The organism is Kitasatospora sp. NBC_00374 (genome assembly GCF_041434935.1).
In the GTDB taxonomy this organism is placed as follows: Bacteria; Actinomycetota; Actinomycetes; order Streptomycetales; family Streptomycetaceae; genus Kitasatospora.
The window spans coordinates 4096207-4109565 of the sequence record NZ_CP107964.1 but is presented as its reverse complement, the minus strand read 5'-3'; the positions used below and the strand labels follow the sequence as shown (position 1 = coordinate 4109565).

Annotated in this window: 11 protein-coding genes; 7 read left to right on the top strand and 4 right to left on the bottom strand. The window is 74.4% G+C overall.

What is annotated here, in order from left to right; all coding sequences use genetic code 11:
* The first annotated feature begins 17 nt into the window (after nt 1-17).
* The 4 genes from OG871_RS18475 to OG871_RS18460 are packed head-to-tail and all read left to right on the top strand — an operon-like array spanning nt 18 to nt 5039.
* Complete coding sequence (locus tag OG871_RS18475) at nt 18-1484, top strand: lipopolysaccharide biosynthesis protein (protein WP_371497935.1); 1467 nt, start codon at nt 18-20, stop codon at nt 1482-1484.
* Nucleotides 1481-2641, top strand: a complete 1161-nt coding sequence (locus tag OG871_RS18470) for a glycosyltransferase family 4 protein (RefSeq protein WP_371497934.1) — start codon at nt 1481-1483, stop codon at nt 2639-2641. Before OG871_RS18475 ends, OG871_RS18470 begins: the two co-directional genes overlap by 4 nt.
* Nucleotides 2638-3912, top strand: a complete 1275-nt coding sequence (locus OG871_RS18465; protein ID WP_371497933.1) for a polysaccharide pyruvyl transferase family protein — start codon at nt 2638-2640, stop codon at nt 3910-3912. The genes OG871_RS18470 and OG871_RS18465 overlap by 4 nt, the downstream gene beginning before the upstream one ends.
* The gene (locus tag OG871_RS18460) at nt 3909-5039 is read left to right on the top strand and encodes a glycosyltransferase family 4 protein (RefSeq protein ID WP_371497932.1); all 1131 of its coding nucleotides are present in this window, start codon (nt 3909-3911) and stop codon (nt 5037-5039) included. Before OG871_RS18465 ends, OG871_RS18460 begins: the two co-directional genes overlap by 4 nt.
* Before the next feature lie 15 nt (nt 5040-5054).
* Here OG871_RS18460 and OG871_RS18455 read toward each other — a convergent pair whose 3' ends face one another.
* Nucleotides 5055-6257, bottom strand: coding sequence for a cellulase family glycosylhydrolase (locus OG871_RS18455; RefSeq protein WP_371497930.1), 1203 nt, complete (start codon nt 6255-6257; stop codon nt 5055-5057).
* A 134-nt stretch (nt 6258-6391) separates the two neighbouring features.
* Nucleotides 6392-8317, bottom strand: a complete 1926-nt coding sequence (locus OG871_RS18450; protein ID WP_371497929.1) for an ATP-binding cassette domain-containing protein — start codon at nt 8315-8317, stop codon at nt 6392-6394.
* Between the two features lie 331 nt (nt 8318-8648).
* Here OG871_RS18450 and OG871_RS18445 point away from each other — a divergent pair, with 331 nt between their 5' ends.
* Nucleotides 8649-8990 carry a hypothetical protein gene (locus OG871_RS18445; protein ID WP_371497927.1) on the top strand — a complete coding sequence of 114 codons (342 nt, stop codon included), beginning with the start codon at nt 8649-8651 and terminating at the stop codon, nt 8988-8990.
* A 7-nt stretch (nt 8991-8997) separates the two neighbouring features.
* Here OG871_RS18445 and OG871_RS18440 read toward each other — a convergent pair whose 3' ends face one another.
* A complete protein-coding gene (locus tag OG871_RS18440) occupies nt 8998-9582 on the bottom strand; it encodes a TetR/AcrR family transcriptional regulator (RefSeq protein ID WP_371497926.1) in 585 nt (194 codons plus the stop codon).
* A 163-nt stretch (nt 9583-9745) separates the two neighbouring features.
* Here OG871_RS18440 and OG871_RS18435 point away from each other — a divergent pair, with 163 nt between their 5' ends.
* Complete coding sequence (locus tag OG871_RS18435; protein WP_371497925.1) at nt 9746-10531, top strand: SDR family NAD(P)-dependent oxidoreductase; 786 nt, start codon at nt 9746-9748, stop codon at nt 10529-10531.
* 86 nt (nt 10532-10617) lie between these two features.
* Complete coding sequence (locus OG871_RS18430; RefSeq protein WP_371497924.1) at nt 10618-10842, top strand: hypothetical protein; 225 nt, start codon at nt 10618-10620, stop codon at nt 10840-10842.
* A 25-nt stretch (nt 10843-10867) separates the two neighbouring features.
* Here the strand turns inward: OG871_RS18430 and OG871_RS18425 are convergent, their stop codons facing one another.
* Complete coding sequence (locus OG871_RS18425; RefSeq protein ID WP_371497923.1) at nt 10868-13267, bottom strand: YbhN family protein; 2400 nt, start codon at nt 13265-13267, stop codon at nt 10868-10870.
* Between the last annotated feature and the right edge of the window lie 92 nt (nt 13268-13359).

Below are 13359 nucleotides of genomic sequence, written 5' to 3'. Positions count from 1 at the left end.
GAGGGCCGGGCGGCACGGTGAACCGCCGCAAGCACGCCCGCCCGCCGGACCAGGTCTACCGCAGTTCGTTCTTCCTGCTGGCGTCGACGGTGACCACGGCCGCGCTGGGCTTCCTGTTCTGGGTGGTGGTGGCCCGCTTCTACTCCCCGCAGCAGGTCGGCATGGCCACCTCGCTGATCACCGCCACCACGCTGATCGCCTATCTGAGCCTGTTCGGCCTGAACAGCACCCTGATCCGCTTCCCCGCCCCGGAGACCGCCCGCAACGGCCAGCTCTCCCAGTCCATCGCGCTGGTGGCCGGGGTCTCCTGCCTGGTCGCCACCGGCTACCTGCTCGGGCTGCCGCTGTACGGGGAGAAGCTGCTGTTCGTCCGGGACCACATCGCCGCGGCGGCGGGTTTCGTGCTCTTCTGCGTGTGCGCCGCGGTGAACCAGCTGACCGACTCGGTGTTCATCAGCGCCCGCGCGCCGCAGTACAACGTGCTGGTCGACGGGCTGCTGCAGGGTCTGGTCAAGCTGGCCCTGCCGGTCGCCCTGGTGGGATTCGGGTCGGTGGGCATCATCGGGGCGACCGGCGGCGGCTACGCGGCGGCGGCCTTCGCCTCGCTGCTGCTGATGCGCCGCAAGCTCGGCTTCCGTTTCGACTTCCTGGCCCGGGGCACCCGGCTGCGGGAGCAGCTGAGCTTCTCCGTCGCCAGCTACATCTCCAGCCTGCTCAACCTCGCGCCGCTGATGGTGACCCCGCTGATCGTGCTCCAGCAGCTCGGGGCGGCCGCGGCGGGCTACTACTACGTGGCCTTCCAGATAGCGGGTCTGCTGAACGCGGTGTCGTTCTCGGTGGGGGAGGCGGTCTTCGCGGAGGCCAGCCTCGACCCCTCGCGCTTCTCCGTGCTGCTGCGCCGCTCCGCGGCCATCATGACCGCGGTCCAGGTGCCGGCCGCACTGATCGTCGCGGCGGGGGCCGGGCTGCTGCTGCGGCTGTTCGGCGGCTCCTACGCGGCCGAGGCGAGGCCGCTGCTCACCGTGCTGGCGCTCGGCGCGCTCGCCGTGGCGCTGAACACCTGGGCCAGCTTCGCGCTGAAGCTCACCCGGCGGATGGGGCCGCTGGTGTTCAGCAACGTGGTCTACGCGGTGGTGACGATCGGGCTGGCCATGCTGTGGTCCCACCGGGGCCTGGTCTGGCTCGGCTGGGCCTGGGGCGCCGGCAATCTGGCCTCCGGCCTGGTCGCGATGGCGGGCCTGCCCGGGTGGCGGCGCGGCCGGGCCCGCGCGGCCGAGCGGGAGCAGCCGCCCGCGCCGGTCCAGGACGCGGTGCTCCCGCCGTGGGAGCACCCGCCGGGCCCGTACCCGCAGCCGGTGCCGCAGCGGGACGCGTATCCGCGCGAGCAGGTCCGTCCGGAGCGGTTCCCGCCGGAGCCGCGGGCGGAGCAGCGGGATCCGTGGGGGACGACGCTGCCCCCGCGCAGTGGGGAGGCCGGCGCATGAGGGTGCTGCAGATCGTCAACATCGGGTTCGAGGCGGGCGGTGCGGAGAAGAGCGTCCGGCTGATCGCGGAAGGACTCGGTGCGCGCGGGCACCAGGTGCGGGTGGTGGCCACCGACCTGCTGGCGGAGGGCCGGGAGGTCTTCGCTGACGAGCTGGTGCCCGCGATCTCCGGTGGCCCGGCGCGGCGGCTGCTCGGCTACTTCTGGCACCGGCCGGCCCATCGGCGGGTGGCGCGCGCGGTACGGGAGTTCCGGCCGGACTGCGTGCACCTGCACACCATCGGCGAGTTCAGCCCGGCGGTGCTGGCCGCGACCCGCGGGTGCCGCCGGGTGTTGACCGTGCACGGTCCCGAGGACTGGACCCGGGAACTGCTGCGCTGGAACCTGGCCTCCGCCGCCTCCGGCGGCCGGCTCACGCCGGGGGACCGGGCCCGCTACCTGTATCTGAGGTTCCTCCAGCGGCCGGCCTACCTGCCGCGGCTGCGCCGGGTCGACCGGGTCCTCGCGCCCAGCCGCTGGTTCGCTGACGCGGTCCGGGCCGACGTCGGCTCCGTCCCGGTCTTCGTGCTGCCCAACGGGATCGCCCGGTCGGCGGCCCCGGCCCCGGTGGCCGCGACCGACCGGGTGCTGTTCGTGGGCCGGCTGGAGCGGGTCAAGGGCGTGCACGTCCTGCTGGACGCCTTCCGCAGGCTGCTGACGGACCGTCCGCAGGCCCGGCTGTCGGTCGTCGGGGACGGCTCCGACCGGGCCCGTCTGGAGGCTTCCGCCGCGGACCTGGTCGCCGACGGTCGGGTGACGTTCCACGGCTGGCTGCCGGCGGAGGACGTCGCCGACCGGCTGCGGGAGGCCTCGGTGGTGGCACTGCCGTCGCTCTGGCCGGAGAACTTCCCGACGGTGGCGCTGGAGGCGCTGCAGCTCGGCCGGCCGCTGGTGGCGTCCCGGGTGGGCGGGCTGCCGGAGCTCGTCGGCCCGGACAACGGCGCGCTGGTCGAACCCGGGGACGCCGCCGGGCTCGCCACGGCGCTGGGCGCTCTGCTCGGCGACCGCGAGCTGCTGCAGCGGCTCGGGGACGGGTCGGCGGCGCGGGCCGACCGCTACGGCGTCGAACGGTTCCTCGACGCTCTGGAAGACCACTACGAAGAGGTTGCCGCACAGTGAAGGTCGTCGTCGTCAATGCGTTCGCGCGCGGGAACCGCGGTGACGCGGCCCTGCTGAGCGTGGCGCTCCAGCAGGTCCAGCTCGCTTTCCCGGGCGCCGAGACCAGGATCGCGGGCTTCGAGCAGCCCGGCCGGTGGCCGACCTTCGACGACGTCCCCAACCTGGGGTCGATCCGCCGCTACGTCGGCGACGAGGACGTCTCCCGTCCGGCCCGGATCGGCCGGAAACTGCTGGCCCTCGCACTGGCGCTGACCGCGGCCCTCCCGGGGGGACCGGCCGTGGTCCGCCGGCTCGCCGGACTGCTGCCCGGGGAGATGCGGGCCGAGGTGCGGGCGCTCGCCGAGGCCGACCTGGTGCTGTCCCTCGGCGGGGGCTACCTGAACGGCAAGGCCGACTTCCCGTCCGACCTCAGCATCGCCTTCCTGCTGTTCCCGCTCTGGCTCGCCCAGCGGTTCGGGGTGCCGGTGGTGCTGGCGCCGCAGTCGTACGGGCCGTTCCCGACCGGGCGTCAGCAGCGGATGATGCGGGCGGTGGTGGGAGCCAGCCGCCGGGTGGTGGCGCGCGAGGAGATCAGCGTGGCCAGGCTCGCCGAGGCGGGCGTGCCCGACGCGAACCTGCTCCGCGGGGTCGACAGCGCCTTCGCCTTCCGCAGCCGCTCCCGGCGGGCCTGGCGGACGGAGCTGGGCATCCCCGCGGACGCCCGCCTGGTGCTGGTGACGGCCCGGCAGTTCCTCGACCCCGCCGGCCAGGCGGCGTACGAGGAGGCCATGGCGGCGGCGGTGCGGCACCTGGTGGAACGGCACGGCTGCCAGGTCGTCCTGGTGCCCCAGGTCACCTGCACCTTCCAGGCGGACGACGACCGGATCGTCAACCGCCGGATCGCCGCGGCCGTCGACAGCCCGTGGCTGCACGTCGTCGACGACGAGGGCATCGACCACCACGACATCTTCGCCCTCTACGGCACCGCCGACCTCATCCTCGGCACCCGCTTCCACTCGGTCATCTTCGGCCTGGTCGCCGGGGTGCCGTGCGCCGCGGTCGAGTACGACCACAAGACCCGCGGGATCATGGCGGACCTGGGGCTGGAGCACTGGGTGGTCCGGATGACCGAGGCCACCCCGCAGTCGCTGACCGGCCTGGTCGACCGCCTGGTGGCCGAGGAGGAGGACTACCGCGGCCACCTGCGGGCGGTCCTGCCCGGCTACTCGGCCCGCGCCGAGGAGTTCGTCGGTCTGCTGCGCGCGGACCTGGCACCGGAGGCCGCCCGGTGACGCCCCGTACGGTCGCCGTCGTCGCCCCGTACTACCCGCCCAAGGTCGGCGGGGTGGAGAACTACGCGGCGCGGATCGTCGGTGCGCTGGCCGCCGCTCCGGACCTGCGGCCGGTCGTGATCACCAGCAACCCCGAGGGCCGGCGCACCAGGGTCAGCACCGAGGACGGCGTCCGGGTGGTCCGGCTGGGCACCTGGCTCCGGCTGTCCAACACCCCGCTCAGCCCGCTCTGGCCCGTCCAGCTGAGCCGCTGGCTGCGCCGTACCGGGGCGGAGGTGGTCAACGCGCACGCGCCCGTGCCCGGCCTGGCCGACCTCGCCGTCGCGGTGGCCGGCCGCCGGCCGGCCGTGTTGACGTACCACGCCGGTTCGATGCACAAGGGCGGCCCCCACGACGGTCTGGCGGACCGGCTGATCGGCGGGTACGAGCGGTACCTGCTCCCGCGGGTGTTCGACCGGGCGCGGGCGCTGGTGGCCGTCTCCCCGGTGTCGCTGGCGGCGGGCCGCCCAGGGGCCGTGGAGATCAGCCCCGGGGTCGACCTCGCGCGCTTCACCCCGGGACCGCCCGCCTCGGGCCGGCCCCGCACGCTGCTGTACGTCGGCCGGCTGGACCGTTCCTCGGCCTGGAAGGGGGTCGACGTACTGGTCCGGGCGTTCGCGGCGCTGGCCGACCTGCCCGACGCCCGGCTGCGGCTGGTGGGCGGCGGCGACGCGCTGGCGGACCAGATGGCGCTCGCGGCGCGGCTCGGTGTCGGCGACCGGGTCGAGGCGGCCGGCGAGCTGACGGGCGACGACCTGGTGGAGGCGGTGCGGACGGCCGCCGTCCTGGTGCTGCCCTCGCGGACCGAGTCGGAGTCCTTCGGCATGGCCCTGGTCGAGGCGATGGCCTGCGGCACTCCGGTGGTGGGCTCCGCGGTGGGCGGCATTCCGCACGTGGTGACCGACGAGGTCACCGGCCTGCTGGTGCCGCCCGGCGATCCCGAGGCGCTGGCGGCGGCCTGCCGCCGGCTGCTCGGGGACGGGCAGCTCGCCGACCGGCTGGGGGCGGCGGGCCGCCTGCGGGCCGAGGAGCGCTACGACTGGGACGCGCTGATGGCGCGCTACCTGGAGCTGTTCCGGTCGCTCTAGGGTGCTGGGCCCGGGCTACGGCTTGCGCTTCTGGTAGGCGCCGACGGCGGCCTTCCAGGCATCCAGGGCGGGCTTGGGCGTGCCGTCGAAGCTGCGCAGGCCGTAGAACTTCGACCGCTGGCCCTTGTCCTTCTCGGTGCCCGAGTCCTGGTCGGCGAACCAGAACACCGCGCCGACGTGCGGGTTGGCCGCGGCGGCCGGGATGGTGTCGGTGGCGATCTCGGCCTGGAAGGCCGGGGTGACGTGCGTGGAGTCCGGCGGGATGGTCTTGCCGTCGGCAGCCGTGCCGGGGCCGTTGGTCGGGGCACCGGTCTCGGTGAGCCAGATCGGCAGGTTCGGTGTCCCGTTGGCGTCCAGCACCGCGACCAGGTTGCCCCGGGCGCTGCTGATGTCCTCGAAGGCGGTGCCGAAGTCGGTCTTGGCGCTGGGCAGGTACGGGTAGGTGTAGGGGTGGTAGCCCACCGCGTCCACCAGGCGGTTCGCTCCCAGCTTGCAGATCTCGGCCAGGAACTCGCTCTGCGAGATGTACCCCTTCTTCGCGTCCGTGCCGACGGCGGCGAGGCCGCCCATCACCAGGAAGGCCTGGGGGTCGGCCTTGCGCATCGACTTGGTGGTGGCCTTCAGCAGCTCGGTGTAGCCGACCGGGTCCGGCTTGGGGGCCCAGAACGGGATGTTGGGCTCGTTCCAGATCTCCCAGGTGTGGACACCCTGGGGTGCGTACCGCTTGACCGCCTCGGCGGCGAAGGCGGCGAAGGTCTCCGGGTTCGCCGGCGGGCAGGACTGGTCGTTGCCCGGGCAGCTGACCTTCTGGGCCCAGCGCGGGGTGTAGCCGATCACCGGAAGGACCGTCAGGCCGCGTGCCCGGGCGGCCGTGACCACCCGGTCGAAGCGCTGCCACTCGTACCGCTTGGAGCTCTCCGGCTGGATGTTGCGCCAGGACAGGTCGACCCGGACCCACTGGGAGCCCGAGTTGACGGCGTCGTCCAGCCCGATCGCGAGTTCGTCGTCCTTCGCCCAGGTGAGGGTGTCGCCGTAGGCGATGCCGATGCGCAGCTTGTCACCGCCGGGGGCGCTCGCGGACGCGGAGGGCTTGGGTGCGTTCTCCGGCTTGGCGGCGGAGGGCGAGGAATCGGCGGCCATGATGGTCGCGCCGGCGGAAATCACGAACGCGACCAGCGCCACCAGCAGTCGCTGTCGTCTAGCAGATTGCCTCACCATGCCCCACAGCCTAGGCCAGCCTGTTCGAGGACCGGCCGAGAGGGGGCCGCGGACCGGGACGGACCGGTGCGCGGCGACTCCTGCCGGGGCGGGTACCCCGGGCCGAGGCTCGGACCCGAGGTACCCGCGCGGGCTCAGCCGTCGGTGGTGGTCCGCTGGACGGGGAGCCGGCCGCGGTCGCGCTGCAGCAGCCACAGCTCGCGGAAGAGCCCGGGTTCGGCGGTGAGTTGGGTGTAGCTGCCGGTCTGGACGATCCGGCCCTCGCGCATCACCACGATCCGGTCGGCCACCGCGGCATTGATCAGGTTGTGGGTGACCAGGATGATCGCGCGGTCCCGGGCCGGCGCGCGCAGGCTGTGGAAGATCCGGTGCTCGACCCGGGCGTCGAGGTCGGAGGTGGGCTCGTCCAGGACCAGCAGGCCGGCCTCGCGGTGCAGCGCCCGGGCGACCGCGATCCGCTGCCACTGACCGCTGCTCAGCTCGACACCGCCCCACCACTCCCTGGCCAGCAGGGTGTCCAGCCCGGACCGCAGCCCGCCGATCACTTCGTCCGCCCCGCACAGGGCGGCGGCGCGCAGGACGGCCTCGTCGCCACCGCGCAGCGACTGCCCGAGCTGGATGTTGTCCCGTGCGGTGAGCGGCCAGCGGGCGAACTCCTGCGGGACGACGGCGGTGCGCCGCCAGGCCGCCCGGGCGTCCAGCGCGCGGGTGGGCACCCCGTCCCACAGCACCTCGCCGCCGTGCGGCAGGTTGAGCGCGGCCAGGCACTTCATCAGGGTGGTCTTGCCGGAGCCGTTCTCGCCGATCAGGGCGACGATCTCGCCCCGGGCCAGCCGCAGCGACACGCCGTCCAACGCGGGCCGGTCCGCGCCCGGGTAGGTGTAGGAGACGTCCCGGACCTCCACCTGCTCGGGGCCTTCGGGGCGGACGGTGCCGCGGTCGATCCGGTGGCCGCCCGCGAGTTCCACGAACTCGGCCCAGTCGTCCAGGTACAGGCCGAGCCGGTAGAGCCGGGCGCCGAAGCCCACGATGCCCTGAAGACCGGTGGCGGCGGCGCGCAGGCCGATCACGGCGGTGCCGGCGGCGGCGATGCCCATCCGGCCACTGGTGAGCAGCCAGACCAGCACCGCCCAGACGGTCAGCGAGGCGAGTCCGCCGGCCAGCGCGCCGGTCAGGGTGATCCGGGCGGACCGCCAGGCCGCCTCGTCGGTGGTCCGGTCGATCCGGGCGCCGGCCTGGCGGTAGCGGCCGATCAGGAAGTCCGCGACGGTGTCCGACCTGACCTGGTCGGCGGTGGTCTTGTCGACCAGGAACCAGCGCAGCAGTCCGAGCAGCCGCCGGTCCTCCAGGGTGGCGAGCATGCCGAGGTAGTGCACCCGGGCGGAGCGGACGGCGGCCAGACCGGAGGGCACCGAGGCGGCCACCAGGAAGGGCAGCAGCAGGGGGTGCAGCACCGTCAGCACGGAGGCGGCGGCGAGCAGGGACACGGCGGAGGAGATCAGGTTCTGGGCGTCCCCGATCAGCTCCTTGGAGACGTCGGCGCCGCGGTCGGCGGCGTCCCACTTGTCGTTGTAGCCGGGAGTGTCGTAGGCGGCCAGCTCGGCGGAGGTGGCGGCCTCCAGCAGGGTCAGTTCGCCCTCGCGGCCGATCCGGGGGGCCAGCCGCTCGGACAGTCCGGTGATCGCGACCCCGGCCAGCGCCCGCAGCCCGGTGGCCAGGCCGAGCACGGTGAGGGAGGGGAGGGCCTGGCCGAAGTGGTCGGCGATCCGGCCGGTGGCGACCAGGCCGATGGTCGCGGTGGTGGCGATCAGGGCGACCGCCCCGAGGCCGCCGGACAGCGCCTGGAGGAGCAGCAGCAGGACGGTGGAGGTGCGGTCCACCCGCCAGGCCAGGGCGAAGGCCCGGCGGACGAGTTGGGGCAGCCGGCGGCTCATGGCCGTCACCGACATCGGCTGCTGGGTGTGGATCCGGCGTTCGCTGGGGAGCTGGAGCTTGAGGTCCTCGTGGGGGCGGCTGTCGCTTCGGCCGGGCTTGACCGTCCGTCCGGTCTCTTCGGTCATGGAGCTCCTCGGGTGAGGGTGGTTGCGCGGGGTGGTTGCGCGGGTGGTCGCGCGGCTGGGGGAGCGGGGGAGCACGGTGCGGCCACGATCCTGGCAGCGGCTTCGCGACGCGCCGGGCGTGTCCCCCGGCAGGTCACCCGATGTGGCCAAAGCCGTGTCGGCGTCGGCGAGTTGACTGGCGTCTGGCCGGTGCGCGGTGGTGACGGGCGCGGGCGCGCGCCTCAGCCGCCGGCGACCCGGGACGAGCCCGCTCCGCGCTCGACCCGACCTCCGTCCGGCGGGTCTCGCAGTCCTGCGGCTAGGCTTCGCCGATCTGCACGAAGGGCGGGGCATGACGGACGAGGGCATGACGGACGAGGACGGGTTCGGCTGGTACGGGGTGCGGTGCGTGTTCCGCTGGGACGCCCGGCCGCAGGCCTACGAGGAACGGATCACCCTCTGGTACGCCGACTCGATCGACCGGGCGATCGAGTTGGCCGAGACCGAGGCCGAGGCCTACGCGGCCGAGGGCGGCTTCGAGTACCTGGCCATCGCCCAGGCGTACCGGATGTTCGACCGGCCCGGTTCCGGGGCCGAGGTGTTCTCCCTGCTGCGGGAGAGCCCGCTGGAGCCCGACGACTACCTGGACTCCTACTTCGACACCGGCGAGGAGCGCCAGCAGATCTCGGACTGAGGCACCGCTACCGGCGTGGCCCCGCGCCGTGCAGCAGGGTGTCGACGATCCGCGCGGCCAGCGCCTCCGGGTCGACCTCCTCGCCCTCGGGGCGCCCGTGGACGGCCTCGCCGAGCAGCGCGTAGTACACCCGGGCGACCCAGGAGAGGTCCGCCGCCGGGTCGATCACGCCCTCCTGCCGGGCCCTGGTGAGCAGTTCGAGGCAGCGCCGGTCGATCTCGGCCCAGCCGTCGGCGGCCTCGCTGCCCTCCTGTGCGGGCAGGTTGAGCGCGAAGCTCCAGGCGCCCTTCACCCGGATCACGTTCGCGGTGGCCCGGTGCATCACGACCAGGGCGGGTGAGGAGTCCGGGCGGCTTTCCTCGATCGCGGTGGCCAGCTGCCGTACGGCGGAGGCGGCGAGGGCGTCGACCAGCGCCTGCCGGCTGGCGAAGCGGCGGTGCACGGTGGTCCTGGCGACCCCGGAGGCCTCGGCGATCTGTTCCATGGAGGCGGCCGGATTGGCCGCCAGGACGCGTTCGGCCGCCGCCAGGATGGCGCGCACGCTGCGTTCCGCGTCCGCGCGCAGCGGCCGGCCCGCCGTTGTGCCGCTCATCCGTGCCTCCTGGTCAGCTCCCCGACAGACGATACAGCCGAGCATCAGTTCGCCCAACAACTGCTACACACTTGTTGCGTTTTTGGGAGAAAAAGCTACTGTTCTGTCTCAGTTGCCGTGGTTCGTCGACCCTCGGCCCGCCGACCCCCCAAGGAGCCCCGCCATGCCCACCGCCCTCGTCACCGGTGCCTCGTCCGGCCTCGGCGCGGAGTTCGCCGCGCAGCTCGCCGCCCGCGGCCACGACCTGGTCCTCACCGCGCGGTCCGCCGACCGTCTGAAGGCCCTCGCCTCCGACCTGCGCACCGCGCACGGCGTCCGGGTCGACGTGGTGCTCCAGGACCTCGCCGAGCCCGGCGCGGCCCGGCTGATCGCCGCCGAGCTGGACGCCCTGGGCCGCACCGTGGACCTGCTGGTCAACAACGCCGGCTTCGGCACCTGCGGCCGCTTCGAGGAGACGGCCGCCGTCCGCGACCACGAGCAGCTGATGGTCAACGTGGTGGCCCCGGTCGACCTCGCGCACGCCGTGCTGCCCGGCATGCTGGCCCGCGGCTCCGGCGCGGTGGTCAACGTCGCCTCGGTGGCGGCCTTCCAGCCCTCGCCCTACTTCGCCGTCTACGCGTCCACCAAGAGCTTCGTACTGAACTTCAGCCTCGCCCTGCGGCAGGAGTACCGGCGGCGCGGGGTCCGGGTGCTGGCCCTGTGCCCGGGCCCGGTGGAGACCGGCTTCTTCGAGGCCATCGGCACCCGCAAGGCGGCCGTCACCGGCCGGATGGCCACCCCCGAGACGGTGGTCCGCGCCGCGCTGCGGGCCCTCGACCGCGACCGCCCGTACGTGACGCCCGGCCTGAGCAACCTGCTCGCCGCCCACCTCGCGCCGCGCCGCTCGCGGAACCTGGTCGCCGCTGTCGCCGAGCGGATCACCCGCAAGGTGCTCGACCCGGCCGTGTAGCGCCGAGTGCAGGCAGGCGCGCGGGCAACACGCCGAGGGCCGCTCCGCACCGCGCCAAGCGCCCGCCGGCGGCGGATACTGGCGACATGCCCCAGAATCCTGAGAGCCCCGAATTTCCGGAGGACTTCGACGAGGAATCGCCGGTGGTCGTCGAGGCGGAGGACGAGGAACGCGAGGTGGCCGACCACCTCGGTGACGACCTCGAGCTGCTGAGCGAGCGCCGGGCACTGGGCGCCGGGGACTCCGACGACGGCGACGCCGTCGAGCAGGTCCGCGAGGTCGACCTGGACGAGGACGAGTACCGGGTCTGAGGCCCGCCGCTGCGGCCGCCGGCGCTCAGAGCGCCTTGCGCCGCTGCAGCCAGGCGAACGCGGCCCAGCCGGGCAGGACCGGCAGCAGGAAGGTCAGCAGCCGGTACAGCACGACCACGGCGAGCGCCGTCCCCATGTCCATCCCGCCGGTGCCGGCCAGCAGCTGCTGCAGGAGGGCCTCGACCCCGCCGACCCCGCCCGGGGTCGGCACCGCCGAGCCCACCGCGTTGCCGGCCATGAAGGTGAAGCCGGCCGCCGCGAACTGCGGGCTCTGCCCGATCGCCCGCGCGCAGCAGTACAAGCAGGTCACGAACGTCAGCGAGACCAGGAGCTGCCCGGCCAGCCCGGCCGCCAGCTTGCCCGGCTGCTGAAGCAGGTCGAGCAGCCGGGGCAGCACCTCGGCGCGCAGCGGCCGCAGCAGGGCCTGGAGCCGGCGGCGCAGCCGGGGCACGGCCACCACCGAGAGCAGCAGCAGGCCCAGCCCGGCCAGGATCACCGCCATCGCGGCCGGGTCGGGCATCTCGGTCTGCGTGCCGCGCCCGAGCAGCCAGCCGAAGCAGGCGACCTGCAGCAGGTGCAGCATCAGGCCGAGCAACTGGGCGGCGCCGACGCTGGACAGCGCCTGGGCGGTCGGGATGCCGCTGCGCTGCAGGAACCGGGTGTTGAGTGCCACCCCGCCGACCGCGCCGGGTGACACCAGCTTCACGAACGACCCGGCCACCTGCGCCATCAGCGCCCGGCCGAAGGTCAGCCGTTCCGGCACGAAGCCGATGAACCCGAGGGTGGCCGCCGGGTAGCTGGCGGCGGAGGCCAGCGCGGCCGCCGCCAGCCACAGCGGGTCCGCCCCGGCCAGCACGGTGATCGGGTTGCTGCCGCTGAACAGCTCCTTCAGCAGCAGGAAGCCGGCCAGCATCCCGGCCAGCACGGTGATCAGCGTGCGCGGCCGCAGCCGCTCCAGCCGGACCGGCTGGGCCGGTGCCTGCGGCAGGCTGCGCAGCACCTCCGCACGGACCTCGGCGACCAGCGCGGGGTGCTCGCGCAGGGCGGCCCGGGTGTCCCGGGCGAGGGCGATCGGCTGCAGCAGGGGCAGCGCCGCGCCGACGGCGGCCGGGCCGAGCACCGCGTTGCCGGTCAGCACCGCGCGTTCCGGGCCGGCCCGCAGGGCGAGCACGGTGAGCAGCCCGGCGAGGTCCAGCTTGAGCAGCAGTTCGCCGGCCGCGATCTCGCCGTCGGCCAGGTCGACCAGGTGGACGGCGCCGGCGGCGTCCACCAACAAACTGTCCGGACCGATGGTGCGGTGCGCCAGCTGCCGGCGCTGGAGCAGCCGCAGCTGCCGCCAGGCGTCGGCCAGCACCTCGTCGGTGAGCTCGGCGTCGGTCAGCTCGTGCAGCGGCCGGGCGGACAGCCGGGGGTAGGCCACCAGGGCGGCGTCCGGTCCCAGCTCGGCGACGGCGACGGGTTCGGGGGTGCGGACGCCGGCCGCGGTCGCGGCGTAGGCGAGCAGCGCCTGACGTTCCAGGCCGGCGCGCAGCGGACGCAGGCCGAGCGCCGGGGGCGCGGTCCGCAGTCGCAGCAGTTGCCAGATCCGGTGCAGCAGGCCGCTGGCCTGGGCCTGCCGGTCGAGCAGCCGGACCTCCAGCTCAGGGCGGCCGTCCCGCTGGGTGACCAGGTAGCGGCTGGGTCCGGTCCGCCGGATGGTGTCCGGCCGCACGCCCGCCTTGCCGAGGGTGCTGCGCAGCCGGCGGTCGGTGGGCAGGCTGGTGGGCTCGCCGAGGGCGTACCGGGTGCCGTGCGCGGCGGTCCAGCCGACCAGCAGGCCGAGCAGCAGGGACAGCGGAGTGGCGTAGCCGGTGAGGAGCCCGGACAGGCCGGCCAGGGTGAGCGCGACGGCGAGGGCGGTGCGCCAGCGGGTCAGCCCGAGGGTGCCGACGGTGGTCATGAAGGCGAGGACGGGGGCCAGGTGCCCGTAGACCGGGTCGGTCCGGCCGACGCCACCCGGGGCGGGGTGGGTCAGGGTGGCCAGGCCGTCGACGCCGAGGTCGAGGGCGAGCGCGAGCGCGTAGGCGATCACGGCGGCGAGGACGCCGTCGGTGACCCGTCGCCGGTCGCCGCGCAGCAGGCGGGCGGTGGCGAAGGCCGGCGGGACGAGCAGCAGGGCGGCGGTGCACAGGGCGCCGACCACCCGGACCGGGGTGCGTGGCAGCAGTCCGGCGCCGTCGGAGATGTCGCGGTCCAGGCCGAGGGCGGTGCGCTGGGCGTAGTCGGCGATCAGCAGGGTGAAGCCGACGGCGGCGAGGCCGACCAGCAGGCGCAGCAGCGCCGCGGGGTGGCGGACACGCAGGGCGTCGCCGCCGCCCGGTCCGTCCTGCGCCGGGCGTTCGGCGGATGAGGTCGCGGAATGCTCATCTTGTATCACCGTAGCCACGCGGCATGGTTTCACACGGCCCTGAACGGCGGTCGCCGCTCCGCGGAATGCCAGGGATCAATCAGGGGTGTATACCAGCTCATAGGTGGGCA